This window comes from Pseudomonas sp. TWRC1-2, assembly GCF_049896685.1.
GTDB lineage: Bacteria > Pseudomonadota > Gammaproteobacteria > Pseudomonadales > Pseudomonadaceae > Aquipseudomonas.
In genome coordinates this window covers 583,045-602,944 of record NZ_JAFCUU010000003.1, presented here as the reverse complement: position 1 = coordinate 602,944, position 19,900 = coordinate 583,045, and the positions used below count along the sequence as shown (strand labels likewise).

Genomic DNA, 19,900 nt, shown 5'->3' with positions numbered 1-19,900 from the left:
ACAGACAACGCAGACTGACTTAGTCTTCCAGCAGTTCTTCAGCCTGACCCAGGATGTTTTCCAGGGTGAAACCGAACTCTTCGAACAACGCTGGCGCCGGCGCCGACTCACCGTAAGTGGTCATGCCGATCACGCGGCCTTCCAGGCCCACGTACTTGTACCAGTAGTCGGCGTGAGCCGCTTCGATGGCGATACGCGCGCTGACCTGCAACGGCAGAACCGATTGCTTGTAGTCGGCGTCCTGGGCTTCGAACAGGCTGGTGCACGGCATGGACACAACGCGCACGTTGCGGCCCTGGGCAGTCAGCTTGTCGTAGGCCTGAACGGTTAGGCCGACTTCGGAACCGGTGGAGATCAGGATCAGTTCCGGCTCGCCAACGCAGTCCTTGAGCACGTAGCCACCACGGCTGATCGCAGCGATCTGCGCGTCGGTACGCACTTGGTGCTGCAGGTTCTGACGCGAGAAGATCAGCGCCGAAGGGCCGTCCTTACGCTCGATGGCGTGCTTCCAGGCCACGGCGGATTCGACCGCGTCGGCTGGGCGCCAGCAATCCAGGTTCGGCGTGGTACGCAGGCTGGTCAGTTGCTCGACCGGCTGGTGCGTCGGGCCGTCTTCGCCCAAACCGATGGAGTCGTGGGTGTACACATGGATCACGCGCTTTTTCATCAGCGCGGCCATACGTACGGCGTTGCGCGCGTATTCCATGAACATCAGGAAGGTCGCGCCGTAAGGCACCAGGCCGCCGTGCAGGGACACGCCGTTCATGATGGCGCTCATGCCGAACTCGCGCACGCCGTAGTACATGTAGTTGCCGCTGGCGTCTTCGGCCGAGACACCTTTGCAACCTTTCCACAGGGTCAGGTTGGAACCGGCCAGGTCGGCCGAACCGCCGAGAATCTCCGGCAGCAACGGGCCAAAAGCGTTCAGGGTGTTCTGGCTGGCTTTACGGCTGGCGATGGTCTCGCCCTTGGCCGCCACTTCGGCGATGTAGGCCGAGGCTTTTTCCGAGAAGTCGGCAGGCAGGTCACCGGCCAGGCGACGCACCAGTTCGTTGGCCAGCTCTGGGAATTCGGCGGAGTAGGCCGCAAAACGCTGGTCCCACTCGGCTTCGGTCGCCAGGCCTTTTTCCTTGGCGTTCCACTCGGCATAGATGTCAGCCGGGATTTCGAACGGGCCGTGGTTCCACTTCAGCGCTTCACGGGTCAGGGCGATTTCCGCGTCACCCAGTGGGGCGCCGTGGCAGTCTTCTTTACCTTGCTTGTTCGGCGAGCCGAAACCGATGGTGGTCTTGCAGCAGATCAGGGTCGGCTGCTCGCTCTTGCGCGCGGTGTCGATGGCGGTCTTGATCTCTTCCGGATCGTGGCCGTCGACGTTGCGGATCACTTGCCAGTTGTAGGCTTCGAAACGCTTCGGGGTGTCATCGGTGAACCAGCCTTCGACTTCGCCGTCGATGGAGATGCCGTTGTCATCGTAGAAGGCAATCAGCTTGCCCAGGCCCAGGGTACCGGCCAGGGACGCCACTTCATGGGAAATGCCTTCCATCATGCAGCCATCACCCAGGAACACATAGGTGTGGTGGTCGACGATGTTGTGACCAGGGCGGTTGAACTGCGCGCCCAGGACTTTTTCAGCCAGTGCGAAGCCAACAGCATTGGCCAGGCCTTGGCCCAGGGGACCGGTGGTGGTCTCGACGCCTGGGGTGTAGCCGAATTCCGGGTGACCCGGGGTGCGGCTGTGCAGCTGACGGAAGCTCTTGAGGTCATCGATGGTGACGTCGTAGCCGGTCAGGTGCAGCAGCGAATAGATCAGCATCGAGCCGTGGCCGTTGGACAGCACGAAGCGGTCACGGTCGGCGAACGACGGGTTGCTCGGATTGTGTTTCAGGTAGTCACGCCAAAGTACCTCGGCGATATCCGCCATGCCCATCGGGGCACCGGGATGGCCGCTGTTGGCTTTTTGCACGGCATCCATGCTGAGGGCACGAATGGCGTTGGCACGCTCACGACGGCTGGGCATCGCTGATCTCCTGGGGTTGCTTAAAAGAAACGGAAAAAAGGATCGGCATTTTCCCTCAGCCACCGCCTGCGGGCAATCACAGATAGTCACTTGAGGTGTTTTTCCTGCGCTTTGCCCGCCAATCGCTTGCAGAAAAGCCTGACTGCTTCGTCTAAAGGTTATAGCGGGTGCTTATAACTACCGATTATCGACCAATATCAAAACTTTTTGATATTGACCTTGCGGGGATATCCACCCGTCACTAGACTGCTGGCCTTATGAACCTACCCGTGCCCTCCCTGCGTCCTGACGACGGCGACGACCTAGCAGCCTTATGCAAGGCCGCTGGTGATCCGTTACGTCTGAACGTGTTGCGCGCGCTGGCCAACGATTCTTTCGGCGTACTGGAACTGGCGCAGATCTTCGCCATTGGCCAGTCCGGCATGAGCCACCATCTGAAGGTCCTGGCCCAGGCTGACCTGGTGGCCACCCGCCGCGAAGGTAATGCGATTTTTTACCGTCGCGCCCTGCCCCACACCGAGCTGCTCGGCGGCAAACTGCACGCCGCGTTGCTGGAAGAGGTGGACAGTTTGTGCCTGCCCGGCGACGTGCAGTCGCGCATCAGCCAAGTTCATGGGCAACGCGCTGCTGCCAGCCAGGATTTTTTCTCACGGGTCGCCGAGAAGTTTCGCGCCCAACAGGACCTGATCGCAGGCTTGCCGCAATACCGCGAAAGCGTACTGGCGCTGTTGGACAAACTGAGCTTCAGTCATTCGGCCACGGCGCTGGAAGTGGGCCCTGGCGATGGCGGTTTCCTGCCGGAGCTGGCGCGCCGCTTCAAGCAGGTGACGGCGCTGGACAACAGCCCGGCGATGCTCGAACTGGCGCGCCAGTTGTGCGAGCGCGAGGCGCTGGGCAATGTCAGCCTGCAGCTGGCGGACGCATTGAATGACACAAACCTGCGGGCCGATTGCGTGGTGTTGAACATGGTCTTGCACCATTTCGCCGCCCCCGCCGACGCCCTCAAGCAGATGGCAAACTTGCTGCAACCCGGCGGTAGCCTGCTGGTCACAGATTTATGCAGCCACAACCAGAATTGGGCCAGGGAGGCCTGCGGTGATCTCTGGTTGGGTTTTGAACAGGACGATCTGGCCCGTTGGGCCACCGCTGCGGGACTCGTTCCCGGGGAAAGCCTCTATGTAGGTTTACGTAATGGTTTCCAGATTCAGGTCCGCCATTTTCAGCGGCCGGCTGGCGACACTCACCATCGGTAAATATCAGGAAAACATCGAGATGAGCGAATACTCCCTTTTCACCTCCGAGTCCGTGTCTGAAGGGCATCCGGACAAAATCGCCGACCAGATTTCTGATGCGGTGCTGGACGCCATCATTGCTGAAGACAAGTTCGCCCGTGTGGCGTGCGAGACTCTGGTGAAAACGGGCGTGGCGATCATCGCCGGTGAAGTCACCACCACCGCGTGGGTCGATCTGGAACAGATCGTCCGTGACGTCATCACCAAGATTGGCTACAACAGTTCCGACGTCGGTTTCGACGGCGCAACCTGCGGCGTGATGAACATCATCGGCAAGCAGTCGCCCGACATCAACCAGGGTGTGGACCGCGCCAAGCCTGAAGATCAGGGCGCTGGCGACCAGGGCCTGATGTTCGGCTACGCCAGCAACGAAACCGAGGTGCTGATGCCGGCGCCGATCACCTTCTCGCACCAGCTTGTGCAACGTCAGGCCGAGGCTCGCAAAAACGGCCTGCTGCCGTGGCTGCGCCCGGATGCCAAATCCCAGGTGACCTGCCGTTACGAAGGCGGCAAAGTCGTGGGTATCGACGCCGTTGTACTATCGACCCAGCACAACCCGGACGTGTCTTACGCCGACCTGCGCGAAGGCGTGATGGAGCTGATCGTCAAGCACGTGCTGCCGGCCGAACTGCTGACCAAGGACACCCAGTTCCACATCAACCCGACTGGCCAGTTCATCATCGGTGGCCCGGTGGGCGACTGCGGCCTGACCGGCCGCAAGATCATCGTCGACAGCTACGGCGGCATGGCCCGTCATGGCGGTGGCGCGTTCTCGGGTAAAGACCCATCCAAGGTTGACCGTTCGGCGGCCTACGCCGGTCGTTATGTGGCCAAGAACATCGTCGCGGCCGGCCTGGCTGAGCGTTGCGAGATTCAGGTTTCCTACGCTATCGGTGTGGCCCAGCCTACGTCGATCTCGCTGAACACCTTTGGCACCGGCAAGATCAGCGACGACAAAATCGTCAAGCTGGTGCGCGAGATCTTCGACCTGCGCCCTTACGCGATCACCACCATGCTTGACCTGCTGCACCCGATGTACCAGGAAACCGCAGCCTACGGCCACTTCGGCCGTACCCCTGCGCAGAAGACTGTCGGCGACGACACCTTCACCACGTTCACCTGGGAAAAAACCGACCGCGCCAACGACCTGCGCACTGCCGCCGGCCTGTAAGCACGCGCTCCCCAAAAGCCCCGCCGGGTTCGCCCGGCGGGGCTTTTTTATTGCCTGCGCGACAGGCATCACACGTTCGGCGCCCTAAGCACTCAACGGGCGGCAAATCCGGGGATTGCCAGCCGCAAGCCAACAACGACTTGCTGAGCGTGCAGGCTTTTAACGCCGCACAAGAGCAGGTCAAAAGTTGTAACAAACTGGCCGACGCCCAAGTCAAAGTCGACGCCAGGTAGCAAACACAGGAAGCCAGGATGGATAAAAACGACGCAGTGAAAGCGTTGGGCGGCCTGTTCAAGCAATTCGAAACACCCGGTAAAAAGCCCCGCACTGTCGGGGCTTTTTTGTGGCCGCCTGGATCACTTAGGCTGGGCGCCCCTTCCGAGCAAGGATGCTCATGATGCGTTTATTGATTGCTCTGTTACTCAGTGCCTTGCCCTTTCTGGTGTGGGCAGAAGACTGCCCCGAGGACGCCCGGTCACAGGTCGGCGCGCTGGCCAGGCAGATCACGCTGTGGGATGACAGCTACCACCGGCTCGGCCAATCCCCGGTCAGCGATGAACTCTACGATCAGGCGCGCCACCGCTTGGACCACTGGCGAACGTGTTTCCCCAATAACAGCCTGACGGCTGACAAGCCACTCGCCAGCTCGCGGGGTACACGGCCTCACCCGGTCGCGCATACCGGCCTTGAAAAGTTACTGGATGAACAGGCGGTCGATGAATGGCTCAGGACCCGGCAAGACGTATGGATTCAACCCAAGGTCGATGGTGTTGCGGTGACGCTGGTCTATCGTCAGGGCCGGTTGAGTCGGCTCATCAGCCGGGGTGACGGACGCCTCGGCCAGGATTGGTCGACCGCCGCACGCCGGATCCCCGGCATTGTCCAGCAACTGCCGGAGCCCATCGACCTGGTGCTGCAAGGCGAACTCTATTGGCGCCTCGACGCTCATGTGCAGGCGACACAAGGCGGGCTGAATGCTCGCAGCAAGATGGCCGGGCTGATGAACCGCCTTCAGTTGAGCGACACCGATGCCGCGGGGATCGGGCTTTTTGTCTGGGCCTGGCCCGACGGCCCGACCGACTTCAACGAGCGCCTGACCACCCTCGCACGCTGGGGCTTCACCGATAGCCATCGCTACAGCCAGCCCATTCAAAACATCGCTGAAGCCTCACACTGGCGCAGTTACTGGTACAACCATCCGCTGCCTTTTGCCAGCGATGGCGTGGTATTGCACCAGGCTGTGCATGCGCCCGCCAAACGCTGGCAAGCCAGTGCCCCCTACTGGGCGGTGGCCTGGAAATACCCGGCCGCCAAGGCGCTCGCGCTGGTGCGTAATGTGCGGTTCAACATCGGCCGCACCGGGCGCATTACGCCCATTCTTGAGCTGGAACCGGTGCGACTGGATGACCGGCACATTCACCGCGTGAGCGTCGGCTCCCTGAAACGCTGGCAAGTGCTGGATATCCGCCCCGGCGATCAGGTGTCCATCAGCCTTGCCGGCCATGTGATCCCCCGGTTGGAGCACGTGATCCTGCGCAACGAAAACAGGGTGGAAGTACGAGCGCCCGATGCCCGAGACTTTCACGCCTTGAGCTGCTGGCAACTGGACCCCGGTTGCGAGGAGCAATTGCTGGCCCGCCTGACCTGGCTGAGCGGCAATCAAGGCCTGGCCATGCCGCATATTGGCCGCGAAACCTGGAACATATTGATCCAGGCCGGTCTAATCGCCGGCATTCTCGATTGGTTGACCCTGGATGCGGCAGAGCTTGCTAACATTGACGGCTTAGGCGAACGCAGCCGCGCGCGGGTGCTCGAAAGCATTCAAAACGCTCGGCAACGTCCCTTTGCACAATGGCTCAAAGCCTTGGGTGTACCGCCCTCGGCACGTAACGACCTGGACGGCGGCTGGCAGACCCTGGCCGCCAGAGACACCCAGGCCTGGCTGGCCACCGATGGCATCGGCCCGGGCCGCGCAGCGCAATTGAGCGCCTTTTTTCGCGACCCGCAGGTACAGGCGTTGGCTCAGACACTCCGCGAGGCGGGGATAGACGGGTTCTAACTTGGACCGACCACTTTTTAACCAACGGCAGAATTCATCCTGCCATTTGATTGCACCCTGGAGCCTTTATGAAATTTCTTGCCCCTTTTGCCTTGTTAACGGTTGCAAGCTTCATGGCGACACCGCTGCTGGCCGCCGAAGAGGTGCCGGAACTCACCGGCTGCGCCGCCAAGCGCCAAGCCATCAGCACTCAGATCGAGCAAGCCAAGGCACACGGCAACAGCGAACAACAGGCTGGCCTTGAAAAAGCCCTGAGCGAAGTCACCGCCAACTGCACCGATGCATCCCTGAGAAAAGAACGCGAAAACAAGGTGCTCGACGCCAAGCACGAAGTCAGCCGCCGTCAGGCCGACCTCGACAAGGCGATGAAAAAGGGTGACGCGGACAAGATCAACAAGCGTAAAGACAAGTTGGCGCAGTCACGCAAAGAGCTGCAGGACGCTGTTGAAGAACTCGACCAGTAAACCCGGTCAGTGATCCCGAAACTGCTTATGGCAAGCCGTGCAAGCATCTTCGACTTTCTGCACCGCAGGCCCCAGGTTGCTGGCTTTGTAAGGCTGCACCTGGCTGGCGATCACCAGCTCACCGGTGGCCGTTTCAAGGTTTCGGGCCAACGCCTGGAACCGTGCCTGTTGTTGCCACACGCTGTCCTTGGCGCTGGTGTGATCTTCTTCGCGCACGCTCGGGAAATGCTTCCAAGGCTCGTGGGACAACGCGTCAAGCTTGACCGCGCCTTCGGCGAACTTCGCGCCATCAAAAGGGATGCGCCCACGCAACATGCCGCCCAGGTCTTCACCGGTCTTGAGCATTTGCTTGAAGATTGCCTTGCGCTGACCCAGAGGTGAATTCGGATCAACACCGCCACAAGCGGATAACGTCAGGCAGGCCAGCAATACAACGGTCAGTGTTTTAAAAGTCATGATGGCTTCAGGTCACGGGAACGGCGGCCAGTATCCTCGCCCCGCCCGTAAAGACCAATAGCCCTATTAATAATAAGGGTTGCCCAAACGTGCTGCGGCGCGGGCAATCGCTTCAGGAAGTGTTTGTATGAATGTCACCTTGAAACCCTGGAGCCGCCGCCTGGCGTGGGCTCTGCCGATCATTGCACTGCTGGCCGGCTGCGATGGCAACAAAGACGCCGGCAAAGATGAAACCGTTAAACCCCATGCTGTCGCCACTTATGTAAGTGCACCGTGGGAAGCGCTGCCGGCTGTATCCGACAGCGACCTGCTCGCCGGGTTTGAATCCTGGCGCAGCGCCTGCCAACGCCTGAAGGCCGACCCGATCTGGGGCGCGACCTGCGCAGCAGCGACCAGCGTGCCGGGCAACGCCCCGGCGGTGCGCAGCTTTCTCAAGGAGCGCCTGGACGTGTTCGGCCTGCGCTCGGCCGACAACACGCCGAACGGCCTGATCACCGGCTACTACGAACCGGTCTACCCCGGCAGCCTGACCGAAACCGCCACCGCCCATGTGCCGGTGTACGGGGTGCCGGATGACCTGATCATCGTCAACCTGGAAAGCATCTACCCGGAACTCAAGGGCAAGCGCCTGCGCGGCCGCCTTGAGGGGCGCGTGCTCAAGCCTTATGACGACGCCAGCACCATCAATGGCCAAGGCTCCACCGCCAAACCGATTGCCTGGCTGACCAACCCGATGGACCTGCAGTTCTTGCAGATCCAGGGCTCGGGCCGAATTCAGCTCGCCGGCGGGCGCCAACTGCGTGTGGGGTATGGCGACCAGAACGGCTACCCGTACCGCCCGATCGGCCGTTGGCTGGTAGAGCAAGGCGAGTTGAAAAAAGAAGACGTGACCATGGGCGCCATCAGCGCCTGGGCCAAGGCTAACCCGCAACGCATTCCACAACTGCTGGCGAGCAACCCCAGCTACGTGTTTTTCAGCGCTCGCCCGGACAGCAATGAAGGCCCGCGCGGCTCACTGAATGTGCCGCTGACGGCTGGCTACAGCGTGGCGGTGGATCGCAAGGTGATTCCGCTGGGCAGCCTGTTATGGCTGTCGACCACCCAACCTGACGGCTCGCCCATTGCCCGGCCCGTGGCCGCACAGGACACCGGCGGTGCAATCACCGGCGAAGTGCGCGCAGACCTGTTCTGGGGCACCGGTGATGCAGCGGGTGAGTTGGCGGGGAATATGAAACAGCAGGGCCAGATCTGGATGCTGTGGCCTAAAGGCGCAGCGTTGCCGCAGGTGCCGGATGCACCTGCCGGTACCTAAGTGCTTCCGGTAGCGCGATTCATGGTGCTGAGCACGCGTGTGTGGCGAGCGGGATTGATGTGGCGAGCGGGCTTGCCCCGCGTTGGGCTGCGAAGCAGCCCCAATAGAGGCGCCGAGTTCTTTCAGGAGGAACTGGGTGTCCGATTTTAGGGGCGCTTCGCGCCCCAACGCGGGGCAAGCCCGCTCGCCACAACAAACTGGATCGGCACAACAAACTGGCTCGCCACAACAAGCCAGCTCACACGATGAAATCGCATCGGGCCTTAGATCGAGACAAAAAAGAAACTCGCGATCAATGCCATGCCCAATGCCCAGACCAGCGAACGCAGCATCGCCCAGTCTGCCAGGTAGCAAATGATGTACAGCAGCCGACTGGTGATAAACAGCACCGCCAGCACATTGATGGTCACCAGTGATGCCGTGCCGGCCAAGTGCGCAATGATTACTGCCGCCGCAAATGCCGGCGTCACTTCGAAGCTGTTGAGTTGCGCACTGTGAGCACGTTTGGCGAACCCATCGAGCGTGTCCAGGAAAGCCCGAGGGTCATGGTTCTGCCGAGGCCCGAACTTGCCGCCGCTGAACTTGGCCACACCCGTGCACAAATAAGGCAGGAAAATTGCGATCAACACACACCAGAAAGCCACCGTCATCACCGATTCCTTTTGTAGTTTTAGCCAGCGGTTAGAGTTTTAGCACTAAAAATGCCACACCGCACTTAACCGCTATGAACCGCGCCACCGCCAAAGGTTCTACCGGCCTTTTGCCCTATGGCCTGCAACATCCCGCCGCTGCTGCGGTCCATCCACCCATTAACCAACGCTCACTTCACCTTCCAAGGACCCCGGATGCTTGAACTTGTCGCCGCCTTCATTTGCCTCACTACCCTGCTCACGTATGTGAACTTCCGTTTTATCGGCCTGCCGCCCACCATTGGCGTGATGGTCACCGCCCTGCTGTTCTCACTGATCCTGCAAGGCCTGAGCTTCATCGGCTACCCAGGCCTGGAGGAGCGTATTCAGCAATTGATCGGCCAGATCGACTTTGGCGATCTGCTGATGAACTGGATGCTTTCGTTCCTGCTGTTCGCCGGCGCCTTGCACGTCAACCTGAATGACTTGCGCAGTTATCGCTGGCCCATCGGCCTGTTGGCAACCTTCGGCGTGTTGATTGCCACCGTGGTCATCGGCAGCCTGGCGTTCTACATCTTTGCCCTGTTCGGCTGGCACGTGAGCTTCCTCTACTGCCTGCTGTTCGGCGCGCTGATCTCGCCCACCGACCCGATTGCGGTGCTGGGCGTGCTGCGAACGGCCAATGCATCGAAACCGCTGAAAACCACCATCGTCGGCGAATCGCTGTTCAATGACGGCACCGCGGTCGTGGTGTTTACCGTGCTGTTGGGCATCGCGCAGTTGGGTGAAACGCCAACCGTCGGCGCCACGGCCATGCTGTTCGCCCATGAAGCGATTGGCGGGGTGGTGTTCGGCGGGCTGATCGGCTACCTGGTGTACTTGATGATCAAAAGCATCGAGCAGCACCAGATTGAAGTGATGCTGACCTTGGCGCTGGTGATCGGCGGCTCGGCGTTGGCCACCGAGCTGCACGTCTCGGCACCGATTGCGATGGTGGTTGCCGGCCTGATCATCGGTAACCTGGGCCGCAAGCTGGCGATGAACGACATGACCCGACGCTACCTGGACGGTTTCTGGGAATTGCTCGATGACATGCTCAACGCGCTCCTGTTCGCGTTGATCGGCATGGAGCTGTTGCTGTTGCCGTTCAACTGGCTGCACGTATTGGCGGCCAGTTTGCTGGCGGTGGCGATCCTGCTTTCACGCCTGCTGACCGTGGCCCCGGCGATCCTGTTGCTGCGCCGCTGGCGCACCGTACCGCGCGGCACTATCCGCATCCTTACCTGGGGCGGCTTGCGTGGCGGGGTGTCGGTGGCACTGGCATTGGCCTTGCCATTGGGGCCGGAGCGTGACTTGTTGCTGAGCATCACCTACATCGTGGTGCTGTCGTCGATCCTGCTGCAGGGTTTGAGCATCGGCAAGCTGGTCAAACACGTGACCAAGGATGAACCGGCTCCGCAGACCGATACCCACTGATGGACGCGGGCGGCGAGCTGACTTCGCCGCCCGCATTACGGTCAGAGGGTCTGCACAATGATCTGGCTTTTCAGGTCATTGAACATCGCCTCTATCATCGGCTGCATCGCCTTGAACCACGCAGGGCTGCACACCGCTTCGGGATGACTGAACGCCAGGGTGCGGGAAACCAGTACGGTGTTGCCGCTGCGCTCGTAACGGGCGTCGTAGGTAACATCCGCGCCCTTAAGCGAAACGGTCTTGGGCACCTTGAGTATTCTTTTCGATGGTCACCGAGCGATCCGCCGCATCGTCCCTGGCCTGCGCCATGCCGAACACGCCCAGCGCCACGGTCAGCGCGCACCCATTGCGCACCCGTAAAAAAGGAGACGCCCGCATAAAGATTCCTCTTTCATGAATGGAAAGCCGCACAGCGACTTTGCCATTCATTTATGACGAATCGGCTTACCGCTCCTTGTTGACCTGCTGGGGATGGCGCGGGTCTGCGGTCTCGCCCGGCAGACTGTTTTCGCTGCGAATCTGTGCGTGGCTGATCAGCGCAAAAATAAAACTGCCGCCGATGATGTTGCCGGCCAGCGTCGGGCCGGCGAACACCAGCCAAAAATCCTTCCACGGCAGTTCGCCCGCAAACACCAGGTACGAGACTTCCGCCGAACCGACGACGATATGGGTGAAGTCACCCAGCGCCATCAGGTAGGTGATCAGGATGATGATGAACATTTTCGCGCTTTCCATGGACGGGATCATCCACACCATGGTGGCGATCATCCAACCGGAAATAATGCCCTTGGCAAACATCTGACCGGTGTCGTTTTCCATGACTTTGCGACCGATTTCGAGGAAGGCCATGTCAGTCTTGGTGTCGAAGATCGGCAAATGCAGCATCACATACGCCACCAGCAAGGTGCCGCACAGGTTGCCCACCAGCACCACTGCCCACAGGCGCAGCAATCGTGCAGCGTTGGCCAGGGTTGGCTTGCTCATCACCGGCAGCACGGCCGTCAGGGTGTTTTCGGTAAACAATTGCTGACGGGCGAGGATTACCGCCAGGAAACCTGCGCAGTACCCGAAACTGGCGATCACTTTGAACCCTTCGCCGTCCGGTAGCCGCGAATTGAGCAGGCCCATGCCCATCAACGACAGGCCCATCGTCAGGCCGGCGGCCAGCGCCGACCACCACAATGCGGCCACGGTGCGTTCCAGTTCCTGATCGCCCTGGGTGCGGATGATTTCATGCAGAACCGCCGCGCGGGGCGGCTGGTTCTTGTCGACGTCGTGCTGTTCTTCCTGCGACAGGTTAGGGGTCTTGCCGTCTGCTTGCGTAGCCATGGTGATACCTGAACGGGGGGCGTTGTTCAGGTACGACCTTTGACCTATCAATAGCGTTCACTGGCCAGCGACAGGATTAGTCCTTGATGCCGTCTTCCTGGAACTGGTCCTTCACGTACTTGATCTCAGTGCGACCGTGGGGCGCCGGCAAGCCGTCTTCGCCGAGGTTGACGAAGACCATTTTTTCTACGGTCAGGATGCTTTTGCGCGTGATCTTGTTGCGCACTTCGCAGGTCAGGGTAATCGAGGTGCGGCCGAACTCGGTGGCGGTGATGCCCAGCTCGATGATGTCGCCCTGGCGCGAGGCGCTGACGAAGTTGATTTCGGAGATGTACTTGGTCACCACGCGCTGGTTGCCCAATTGCACAATCGCGTAGATGGCCGCTTCTTCGTCGATCCAGCGCAGCAGGCTGCCGCCGAACAGGGTGCCGTTGGGGTTGAGGTCTTCTGGTTTTACCCATTTGCGGGTGTGGAAGTTCATGGTCACTCCAAAGCGCGTTGCGAAATGATGGGCAACATCATGGCAGAGCCCGGGCCCAAGCTCTATGAGCCATTGCCTATCAAGCCCATGAGCGATCTTCATATGCCCGACAGAAAGGCTTGGGAAGTCTGGCGCACACAGCTATAATCGCCACCGCTTCAAAACGGTCATCTGTGATTGATACCGTTCTCCCGCCACCTGTCCGAGGGGCGCTGCAGCAGGCTCGACCTGTCAGGCTCGGATGGGGCGTTGTCAGGCCTGGTTTATCGGGTTTGATACTAAACGCACAACGGCGCCCATTCGCACACTACGAATGGAGGCTCTTCATGAGCGCTGTAATCTCGCCTGCAGGTTTTACCGACTACAAAGTCGCCGACATGTCCCTCGCTGCCTGGGGCCGTCGCGAAACCTTTATCGCCGAATCCGAAATGCCTGCCCTGATGGGCCTGCGTCGCAAATACGCCGCTGAGCAACCGCTCAAAGGCGCGAAGATTCTCGGCTGCATCCACATGACCATTCAGACTGCCGTGCTGATCGAAACCCTGGTTGCCCTGGGTGCCGAAGTGCGTTGGTCGTCCTGCAACATTTTCTCGACTCAAGACCAGGCCGCTGCTGCTATCGCTGCTGCCGGCATCGCGGTTTATGCCTGGAAAGGCGAAACCGAAGAAGAGTACGAGTGGTGCCTGGAGCAAACCATCCTCAAAGATGGCAAGCCATGGGACGCCAACATGATCCTCGACGACGGCGGCGACCTGACTGAGCTGCTGCACAAGAAATACCCGCAGATCCTCGACCGCGTCCACGGCGTGACCGAAGAAACCACCACCGGCGTGCACCGCCTGCTGGACATGCTGGCCAAGGGCGAGCTGAAAATCCCCGCCATCAACGTCAACGACTCGGTGACCAAGAGCAAGAACGACAACAAGTACGGCTGCCGTCACAGCCTGAACGATGCCATCAAGCGCGGCACCGACCACCTGCTGTCGGGCAAGCAAGCCCTGGTGATCGGCTACGGCGACGTGGGCAAGGGTTCGTCCCAGTCCCTGCGTCAGGAAGGCATGATCGTTAAAGTCTCCGAAGTTGACCCGATCTGCGCCATGCAAGCGTGCATGGACGGTTTCGAAGTGGTTTCGCCGTTCATCAACGGCCAGAACGACGGCACCGAAGCGAGCATCGATAAGGCCCTGCTGGGCAAGATCGACCTGATCGTGACCACCACCGGTAACGTGAATGTGTGCGACGCGAACATGCTCAAAGCCCTGAAAAAGCGCGCTGTGGTGTGCAACATCGGTCACTTTGACAACGAAATCGACACCGCTTTCATGCGCAAGAACTGGGCATGGGAAGAAGTGAAGCCGCAGGTACACAAGGTTCACCGTACCGGCGCCGGTGACTTCGATCCGCAGAACGACGACTACCTGATCCTGCTGGCTGAAGGCCGTCTGGTTAACCTGGGCAACGCCACTGGCCACCCAAGCCGCATCATGGACGGCTCGTTCGCCAACCAGGTTCTGGCGCAGATCTTCCTGTTTGGCCAGAAGTACGCCGACCTGTCGCCAGCCCAGAAAGCCGAGCGCCTGACCGTGGAAGTACTGCCCAAGAAACTCGACGAAGAAGTGGCCCTGGAAATGGTCCGCGGCTTCGGCGGCGTGGTGACTCAACTGACCAAGACCCAGGCCGACTACATCGGCGTGACGGTTGAAGGTCCGTTCAAGCCGCACGCTTACCGCTACTGATATGCCTGCTGCCCGCTCCCCTTGTGGGAGCGGGCTTCTAATGTAGGAGGGGGCTTGCCCCCGATAGCGGAATGTCAGTTAACAACTATGTCGACTGATACATCGTCATCGGGGGCAAGCCCCCTCCCACATTGACGGTGTACATCTCCCGGCTCTATGAGTTTCCAAGGGTATTACCATGTCCCAAGACCGTCGCTACAGCTTCGAGTTCTTCCCGACCAAGACCGATGCTGGGCATGAAAAACTGATGGCGACTGCCAAGCAGTTGGCCAGCTACAACCCCGACTTCTTCTCCTGCACCTACGGCGCCGGCGGTTCGACCCGTGATCGCACGATCAACACCGTGTTGCAGCTGGAAAGCGAAGTCAAAGTTCCCGCCGCTCCGCACTTGTCGTGCGTGGGCGACAGCAAAGCCGACCTGCGCGGCCTGCTGACCCAGTACAAGCAAGCCGGCATCAAGCGCATCGTCGCCCTGCGTGGCGATTTGCCGTCCGGCATGGGCATGGCCAGCGGTGAGCTGCGCTACGCCAATGACCTGGTGAGTTTCATCCGTGAAGAAAGCGGCGATCACTTCCATATCGAAGTGGCGGCGTACCCGGAGATGCATCCCCAGGCACGCAATTTCGAAGACGATTTGCGGAACTTCGTGCGCAAGGCCAACGCCGGTGCCGACAGCGCGATCACCCAGTACTTCTTCAACGCCGACAGCTACTTCTACTTCGTCGAGCGTGTACGGGCCATGGGTGTGAACATCCCGATCGTGCCGGGCATCATGCCGATCACCAACTACAGCAAGCTGGCGCGTTTCTCCGACGCTTGCGGCGCTGAGATTCCGCGCTGGGTGCGCAAGCAACTGGAAGCTTACGGCGACGACGTCAAAAGCATCCAGGCGTTTGGCGAGCAGGTCATCACCCAGATGTGCGAACAACTGCTGCAAGGTGGCGCGCCAGGGTTGCACTTCTACACCCTGAACCAGGCCGAACCGAGCCTGGCCATCTGGAACAACCTCAAGCTGCCACGCTGAGGCTTGCTCCGTGACTCAAAGGCCCTCGTCAATACGAGGGCCTTTTTGTTTTAAATGCGCTACATCAACGTGGCCGCGAATGCGTGTGCCAGCGCTTCTCTTTAGCGCAAGAGCGTCGTAACCTCAGGGCATGCCTGTCATTCTCAAGTTGTTGACTGCTGTGTTTTTTACTTGCCTGAGCCTCACCGCTTTCGGTGAGAAACTGCGCATTGTCACCGAGCCCTGGGCCCCCTACGTCTACGACGACAAGGGCAGCATGCGCGGGCTGGATTACGAAACCACGGTAACCGTGTTCCAACGCCTGGGCGTGGACGTGCAATGGCAATTCCTGCCCTGGAAGCGCTGCCTGGCGATGCTCGACCAGGGCAATGCCGATGGCGCGCTGGACATCTTTCACAGCCATGAGCGCGACGCCTTGCTGCTTTACCCAAGCGAGCCGCTGTCGGATGTCGAGTTCGTGCTGTTCTACGCCAACGACCGCCCTTATCCGGCCGAAACCCTCGATGATTTGCGCGGGCTCACCGTCGGTACATCCCCGGGCTACCTCTACGGCGAAGATTTCAGCGAGTCGACCTTGTTCAACCGCGAGCCGGCGCCCAGCCATGAGGCCAACTTCGGCAAGCTGTCGCTGGGGCGCATCGATCTGGTCATTACGGACCGCCGAGTGGGCCAGCATGTGATCAAGGCCATGGGCCTGGAAGGCAAGGTCAGCCAGGCACCCGTGGTGGTCAGCCGCCAGCCGCAGTTTCTCGCGGTGCGCCGTGGCGCCGGCATGGATTTGCTGGTGCAGCGCTTCGCCGCCGAGCTCAAGCGCTTCAAACAAGAGCCGGCTTACGCCGCCTTGAGCGCAAAATACGGTGGAATCCAGGCCATTACGGCCTCTGAACACACCGTTGAGCAGCAGGAAAGCAGCGCGCCGTGATTGCTCTGTTATACTCCGGCCTTTCCGCCAGGCTCACGCCCGGCCGCTGAGGTCTTGAAAAAGGCACCTAACCCAGCTACTGCGCAGCTTTCAGCCCGCGCGAGCCGGTGGAGTGCCCGCCAGACGCAGCAGGACCGGACGGGGTTGCGCTCCCCTAAGCGCCATTCACGCCCGGCAAGATTATCCCTTTGGGCCAAGCCCTAACTAAAACAGGATTACTCATGTCCTTTGCTTCCCTCGGTCTCTCCGAGGCTTTAGTCCGCGCCATCGAGGCAGCGGGCTATACCGAGCCTACTCCGGTGCAACAGCGGGCCATTCCCGCCGTGTTGCAAGGTCGCGACCTGATGGTTGCGGCTCAGACAGGTACTGGTAAAACCGGTGGTTTCGCCCTCCCGATTCTGGAGCGCTTGTTCCCCAACGGTCACCCGGACAAATCCCAGCGTCACGGCCCGCGCCAACCGCGCGTACTGGTCCTGACCCCTACCCGCGAACTCGCCGCCCAAGTGCACGACAGCTTCAAGCTGTATGCCCGCGACTTGAAGTTCGTCAGCGCCTGCATCTTCGGCGGTGTCGGCATGAACCCACAGGTTCAGGCCATGTCCCGCGGTGTTGACGTGCTGGTCGCCTGCCCGGGTCGTTTGCTCGACCTGTGCGGCCAAGGCAGCGTTGACTTGTCCCACGTGGAAATCCTCGTGCTGGACGAAGCCGACCGCATGCTCGACATGGGCTTTGTCCATGACGTGAAAAAGGTCCTCGCCCGCCTGCCGGCCAAACGTCAGAACCTGCTGTTCTCGGCAACGTTCTCCCAGGACATCACCGCCCTGGCCGGCAAGCTGCTGCACAACCCGGAACGCATCGAAGTCACGCCGCCGAACACCACGGTCGAGCGGATCGAGCAACGCGTATTCCGCCTGGCTGCCAGCCACAAGCGTGCGCTGCTGGCCCACCTGATCACCGCCGGCGCCTGGGAACAAGTGCTGGTGTTTACCCGCACCAAGCACGGCGCCAACCGCCTGGCCGAGTACCTGGACAAACACGGCCTTACCGCCGTCGCCATCCACGGCAACAAGAGCCAGAACGCGCGCACCAAAGCCCTGGCCGATTTCAAGGCCGGTGAAGTGCGCATCCTGGTCGCCACCGACATCGCCGCGCGCGGCCTGGATATCGACCAACTGCCACACGTGGTCAACTTCGAGCTGCCAAACGTTGACGAAGACTATGTGCACCGTATCGGCCGTACTGGCCGTGCCGGTCGTTCGGGCGAGGCCATTTCGCTGGTCGCCCCGGACGAAGAAAAACTGCTGAAAAGCATCGAGCGCATGACCAAGCAGAAAATCGCCGACGGCGACCTGATGGGCTTCGATGCCAGCGCCGTAGAGGCTGAAAAGCCTGAAGTGCGCGAGCGTCCGGATGTGCGTAACCCACGCAACCCACGCGGTCCGAAGGGCGATGGCCCGAACGGCGGCGGTGGTGGCGGTGGCCGTCGCGACAAAGGCAAGGACAAGGGCGGCAAGGAAAAAGCGCCTACCAACGGCCGTGGCGAACGCCCAGCCCGTGAGCAAAAGCCCCGTGAAGGCACCCCGGCCCGCGAACAGCGCCAGCCAAGCCAGCCGCCACGCGCCGCCGCCGACCGCGCCCCGGACGAGTTCCTCGACGACGACGTGGATAACTTCGGTAACCGCGTCGACTACGTGCCTCAGGCCAAACCGGCCCAGGGCCGTGGCCGTCGTCCAGGTGCACCGGCACAGGGTGCAGGCGCAGGCGCTCCACGTGGCGGCCAGCCGCAGGGCGGCCGTCAGAATGGTCCGCGCAACAGCAGCGGCGGCACCACCGGCACGCCACCTGCCAAACGTAGCGGCCCACGCAATGGCGCACCGCGTGACGGTCAAGCCCGTCGCGAAGACTCGCGCAGCAACAACCGCCGCCCGGCCCGTGACGACCAGCCACGCTCGTCCGAACCTGCCGTGCAGAACCCGCGCGGTGGCCCGGCGCCGAAAATCATCCACAAGGAGTCGAAGGCTGACCGCTTCCCGACACCCGAGCAGTTGGATCAACTGCCAGGCCGTCCTCGTGGTGAAAAACCAGCGTTGCTGACCCGCAACCGCTGATTTTCAACGCGCCATAAAAAATGCCCCGCATCCAAAGATGCGGGGCATTTTTTGTGTGCGAGGCGAAAATTACTTCGCTTTCACACCTTCAAACGTCACGTACAACTCAACCGAGTTGGACGCTGGGCCCAGGTCCATCTGCTTGCCGAAGTCCTGGCGATTGATGGTGGTGGTGCCTTCGAAGCCGGCACGGTAGCCGCCCCATGGATCCTTGCCTTCACCCAGGAACGTGGCCTTGACCACTACTGGCTTGGTCACGCCCAGCAGGGTCAGGTCGCCGGCTACGTCAGCAGTGACTTTGCCATCAGCATTCTTGCCGGTTGGCGTGACCTTGGTGGACACGAACTTGGCGTCGGCAAACTTGGCAACGTCCAGGAAGTCTTTGCTGGCGATGTGCTTGTCACGTTCGGCGTGGTTGGTGAACACGCTGGCGGTGCGCACGTTCACTTCGATCTTGGCATCTTCAGGCTTGGCAGCGTCGAAGCTGAACTTGCCGTCCAGGTCCTTGAAGGTACCGGTGATGTAGCTGTAGCCCAAGTGGCTGATCTTGAAGTCGACGAAGGCGTGCTGGCCCTCTTTGTCGATCACGTAGTCAGCGGCCATCGCTGAACCGGCGGACAGCAGAGCAGAACCGATTGCCAGAGCGGCGAGTGTCTTTTTCAACATGCTTTCTATTCCTTGTGAGTCGAGGTTGAACATCAGGCTTTGCGCCCCAGCATTCGCAGGAGGGTCGCATCACGATCGATAAAGTGGTGTTTCAATGCAGCCACGCCGTGCAAACCGGCAAAGACCACCAACACCCAGGCAAGGTACAAGTGCACCACACCGGCGGTGTCTGCCTGGTCCGGTAGCCCGGAAACCACGGCAGGAATCTCAAACAGGCCAAACACCGGGATACCGACACCGTCTGCGGTGGAAATCAGGTAACCGGCAATCATCACGGCAAACAGCCCGAGATACAGGAACGCATGGCCAAACGCAGCACCCAAACGGGTCAAACGACTGTAGCTGGCCAGCGGCGGCGGTGGCGGGCTGACCAAACGCCAGACGATACGCACGAGCATGATGGCGAACAGCGTGATGCCGATGCTCTTGTGCAGGTCGGGCGCGTCTTTGCGCCAGGCGCTGTAGTAGTCGAGACCGACCATCCACAGGCCCAGCGCGAACAAACCAAACACCACCAGGGCCACGCCCCAGTGCAAAACCATGCTGACCCAACCATAGCGGGCCGGTGAATTACGTAGCTGCATGTCCCAAATCCCGTAAGAACTGTGCCCAAGACTAGCGATTTACCTATCGAATTAAAGCGGAAAATTTCGCTTTGAAATATCGAGAAATACGATCAAGAGGTTATGCACAGTACGTTAACAATGGATTAAGGACTATTCCTGAGAAACGTGACAGACCGTCCCGCGTTTACTGCC

20 protein-coding genes and 1 riboswitch are annotated in these 19,900 nt (G+C 60.6%); of the genes, 10 read left to right on the top strand and 10 right to left on the bottom strand.

The genetic code is table 11. The features are described 5' to 3' along the window. Positions 1-19: 19 nt before the first annotated feature. Positions 20-2,017: a transketolase gene (tkt, locus tag ACP7B3_RS11660; RefSeq protein WP_124418633.1), complete on the bottom strand. Its 1,998-nt coding sequence runs from the start codon at positions 2,015-2,017 to the stop codon at positions 20-22. A gap of 257 nt (positions 2,018-2,274) precedes the next feature. Between tkt and ACP7B3_RS11655 the strand changes: the two genes are divergently transcribed. Both ACP7B3_RS11655 and metK read left to right on the top strand, forming a co-directional pair. Then, on the top strand, positions 2,275-3,270 hold the full coding sequence (locus tag ACP7B3_RS11655) for an ArsR/SmtB family transcription factor (RefSeq protein WP_262206941.1): 996 nt from the start codon (positions 2,275-2,277) through the stop codon (positions 3,268-3,270). A 19-nt stretch (positions 3,271-3,289) separates the two neighbouring features. Beyond that, the gene (gene metK, locus ACP7B3_RS11650; protein ID WP_099234792.1) at positions 3,290-4,480 is read left to right on the top strand and encodes a methionine adenosyltransferase; all 1,191 of its coding nucleotides are present in this window, start codon (positions 3,290-3,292) and stop codon (positions 4,478-4,480) included. Positions 4,481-4,572: 92 nt separating this feature from the next. Here the strand turns inward: metK and ACP7B3_RS11645 are convergent, their stop codons facing one another. Continuing rightward, positions 4,573-4,779 (bottom strand): hypothetical protein, encoded by a 207-nt coding sequence (locus ACP7B3_RS11645; protein ID WP_426178827.1) that lies wholly within the window; start codon positions 4,777-4,779, stop codon positions 4,573-4,575. A gap of 95 nt (positions 4,780-4,874) precedes the next feature. Between ACP7B3_RS11645 and ligB the strand changes: the two genes are divergently transcribed. Further along, positions 4,875-6,539, top strand: coding sequence for an NAD-dependent DNA ligase LigB (gene ligB / locus ACP7B3_RS11640; protein ID WP_426178826.1), 1,665 nt, complete (start codon positions 4,875-4,877; stop codon positions 6,537-6,539). Positions 6,540-6,607: 68 nt separating this feature from the next. Then, complete coding sequence (locus tag ACP7B3_RS11635; protein WP_145157637.1) at positions 6,608-7,003, top strand: DUF1090 domain-containing protein; 396 nt, start codon at positions 6,608-6,610, stop codon at positions 7,001-7,003. A gap of 6 nt (positions 7,004-7,009) precedes the next feature. Here ACP7B3_RS11635 and ACP7B3_RS11630 read toward each other — a convergent pair whose 3' ends face one another. Then, the gene (locus ACP7B3_RS11630) at positions 7,010-7,459 is read right to left on the bottom strand and encodes a c-type cytochrome (protein ID WP_145157640.1); all 450 of its coding nucleotides are present in this window, start codon (positions 7,457-7,459) and stop codon (positions 7,010-7,012) included. A gap of 127 nt (positions 7,460-7,586) precedes the next feature. Here ACP7B3_RS11630 and mltA point away from each other — a divergent pair, with 127 nt between their 5' ends. Further along, entirely contained in the window at positions 7,587-8,771 is a 1,185-nt protein-coding gene (mltA, locus tag ACP7B3_RS11625; protein ID WP_262206946.1) for a murein transglycosylase A, read from the top strand. Between the two features lie 263 nt (positions 8,772-9,034). Here the strand turns inward: mltA and ACP7B3_RS11620 are convergent, their stop codons facing one another. Further along, the gene (locus tag ACP7B3_RS11620) at positions 9,035-9,421 is read right to left on the bottom strand and encodes an MAPEG family protein (protein ID WP_106575634.1); all 387 of its coding nucleotides are present in this window, start codon (positions 9,419-9,421) and stop codon (positions 9,035-9,037) included. 195 nt (positions 9,422-9,616) lie between these two features. On the opposite strand from ACP7B3_RS11620, the gene ACP7B3_RS11615 reads away from it, so the two are divergent. Next, on the top strand, positions 9,617-10,876 hold the full coding sequence (locus ACP7B3_RS11615) for a cation:proton antiporter (RefSeq protein ID WP_242199849.1): 1,260 nt from the start codon (positions 9,617-9,619) through the stop codon (positions 10,874-10,876). 41 nt (positions 10,877-10,917) lie between these two features. Here the strand turns inward: ACP7B3_RS11615 and ACP7B3_RS11610 are convergent, their stop codons facing one another. The 4 genes from ACP7B3_RS11610 to ACP7B3_RS11595 form a co-directional block, all read right to left on the bottom strand. Further along, entirely contained in the window at positions 10,918-11,124 is a 207-nt protein-coding gene (locus ACP7B3_RS11610) for a hypothetical protein (protein WP_178119642.1), read from the bottom strand. Further along, on the bottom strand, positions 11,102-11,254 hold the full coding sequence (locus ACP7B3_RS11605) for a hypothetical protein (RefSeq protein ID WP_426178825.1): 153 nt from the start codon (positions 11,252-11,254) through the stop codon (positions 11,102-11,104). The genes ACP7B3_RS11610 and ACP7B3_RS11605 overlap by 23 nt, the downstream gene beginning before the upstream one ends. 66 nt (positions 11,255-11,320) lie before the next feature. Next, on the bottom strand, positions 11,321-12,205 hold the full coding sequence (locus tag ACP7B3_RS11600) for a formate/nitrite transporter family protein (RefSeq protein WP_145157649.1): 885 nt from the start codon (positions 12,203-12,205) through the stop codon (positions 11,321-11,323). Positions 12,206-12,281: 76 nt separating this feature from the next. Next, on the bottom strand, positions 12,282-12,686 hold the full coding sequence (locus ACP7B3_RS11595) for an acyl-CoA thioesterase (RefSeq protein WP_064454506.1): 405 nt from the start codon (positions 12,684-12,686) through the stop codon (positions 12,282-12,284). Positions 12,687-12,884: 198 nt separating this feature from the next. Continuing rightward, positions 12,885-12,991, top strand: a riboswitch (S-adenosyl-L-homocysteine riboswitch). Positions 12,992-13,012: 21 nt separating this feature from the next. On the opposite strand from ACP7B3_RS11595, the gene ahcY reads away from it, so the two are divergent. From ahcY to ACP7B3_RS11575, 4 genes are all read left to right on the top strand, one after another. Continuing rightward, on the top strand, positions 13,013-14,422 hold the full coding sequence (ahcY, locus tag ACP7B3_RS11590) for an adenosylhomocysteinase (protein ID WP_145157652.1): 1,410 nt from the start codon (positions 13,013-13,015) through the stop codon (positions 14,420-14,422). A gap of 178 nt (positions 14,423-14,600) precedes the next feature. Beyond that, positions 14,601-15,446, top strand: coding sequence for a methylenetetrahydrofolate reductase [NAD(P)H] (gene metF, locus ACP7B3_RS11585; RefSeq protein WP_145157656.1), 846 nt, complete (start codon positions 14,601-14,603; stop codon positions 15,444-15,446). Between the two features lie 130 nt (positions 15,447-15,576). After that, the gene (locus ACP7B3_RS11580) at positions 15,577-16,368 is read left to right on the top strand and encodes a substrate-binding periplasmic protein (RefSeq protein ID WP_369301973.1); all 792 of its coding nucleotides are present in this window, start codon (positions 15,577-15,579) and stop codon (positions 16,366-16,368) included. Positions 16,369-16,589: 221 nt separating this feature from the next. Then, on the top strand, positions 16,590-18,476 hold the full coding sequence (locus ACP7B3_RS11575) for a DEAD/DEAH box helicase (RefSeq protein ID WP_145157662.1): 1,887 nt from the start codon (positions 16,590-16,592) through the stop codon (positions 18,474-18,476). A 69-nt stretch (positions 18,477-18,545) separates the two neighbouring features. Here ACP7B3_RS11575 and ACP7B3_RS11570 read toward each other — a convergent pair whose 3' ends face one another. Continuing rightward, entirely contained in the window at positions 18,546-19,142 is a 597-nt protein-coding gene (locus ACP7B3_RS11570) for a YceI family protein (protein WP_106575642.1), read from the bottom strand. A 32-nt stretch (positions 19,143-19,174) separates the two neighbouring features. Then, complete coding sequence (locus ACP7B3_RS11565) at positions 19,175-19,726, bottom strand: cytochrome b (RefSeq protein WP_106575643.1); 552 nt, start codon at positions 19,724-19,726, stop codon at positions 19,175-19,177. Positions 19,727-19,900 lie beyond the last annotated feature (174 nt).

Excerpts from the sequence above, each read along its gene's own strand:
- ACP7B3_RS11580 (WP_369301973.1), top strand. The coding sequence starts at position 15,577 with ATGCCTGTCATTCTCAAGTTGTTGACTGCTGTGTTTTTTACTTGCCTG.
- ACP7B3_RS11630 (WP_145157640.1), bottom strand. The coding sequence starts at position 7,459 with ATGACTTTTAAAACACTGACCGTTGTATTGCTGGCCTGCCTGACGTTA.
- ACP7B3_RS11620 (WP_106575634.1), bottom strand. The coding sequence starts at position 9,421 with ATGACGGTGGCTTTCTGGTGTGTGTTGATCGCAATTTTCCTGCCTTAT.
- ACP7B3_RS11595 (WP_064454506.1), bottom strand. The coding sequence starts at position 12,686 with ATGAACTTCCACACCCGCAAATGGGTAAAACCAGAAGACCTCAACCCC.
- ACP7B3_RS11600 (WP_145157649.1), bottom strand. The coding sequence starts at position 12,205 with ATGGCTACGCAAGCAGACGGCAAGACCCCTAACCTGTCGCAGGAAGAA.
- ACP7B3_RS11655 (WP_262206941.1), top strand. The coding sequence starts at position 2,275 with ATGAACCTACCCGTGCCCTCCCTGCGTCCTGACGACGGCGACGACCTA.
- ligB (WP_426178826.1), top strand. The coding sequence starts at position 4,875 with ATGATGCGTTTATTGATTGCTCTGTTACTCAGTGCCTTGCCCTTTCTG.
- ACP7B3_RS11570 (WP_106575642.1), bottom strand. The coding sequence starts at position 19,142 with ATGTTGAAAAAGACACTCGCCGCTCTGGCAATCGGTTCTGCTCTGCTG.
- ACP7B3_RS11565 (WP_106575643.1), bottom strand. The coding sequence starts at position 19,726 with ATGCAGCTACGTAATTCACCGGCCCGCTATGGTTGGGTCAGCATGGTT.
- ACP7B3_RS11575 (WP_145157662.1), top strand. The coding sequence starts at position 16,590 with ATGTCCTTTGCTTCCCTCGGTCTCTCCGAGGCTTTAGTCCGCGCCATC.
- metF (WP_145157656.1), top strand. The coding sequence starts at position 14,601 with ATGTCCCAAGACCGTCGCTACAGCTTCGAGTTCTTCCCGACCAAGACC.
- mltA (WP_262206946.1), top strand. The coding sequence starts at position 7,587 with ATGAATGTCACCTTGAAACCCTGGAGCCGCCGCCTGGCGTGGGCTCTG.
- ACP7B3_RS11605 (WP_426178825.1), bottom strand. The coding sequence starts at position 11,254 with ATGCGGGCGTCTCCTTTTTTACGGGTGCGCAATGGGTGCGCGCTGACC.
- ACP7B3_RS11615 (WP_242199849.1), top strand. The coding sequence starts at position 9,617 with ATGCTTGAACTTGTCGCCGCCTTCATTTGCCTCACTACCCTGCTCACG.
- ahcY (WP_145157652.1), top strand. The coding sequence starts at position 13,013 with ATGAGCGCTGTAATCTCGCCTGCAGGTTTTACCGACTACAAAGTCGCC.
- metK (WP_099234792.1), top strand. The coding sequence starts at position 3,290 with ATGAGCGAATACTCCCTTTTCACCTCCGAGTCCGTGTCTGAAGGGCAT.
- ACP7B3_RS11635 (WP_145157637.1), top strand. The coding sequence starts at position 6,608 with ATGAAATTTCTTGCCCCTTTTGCCTTGTTAACGGTTGCAAGCTTCATG.
- tkt (WP_124418633.1), bottom strand. The coding sequence starts at position 2,017 with ATGCCCAGCCGTCGTGAGCGTGCCAACGCCATTCGTGCCCTCAGCATG.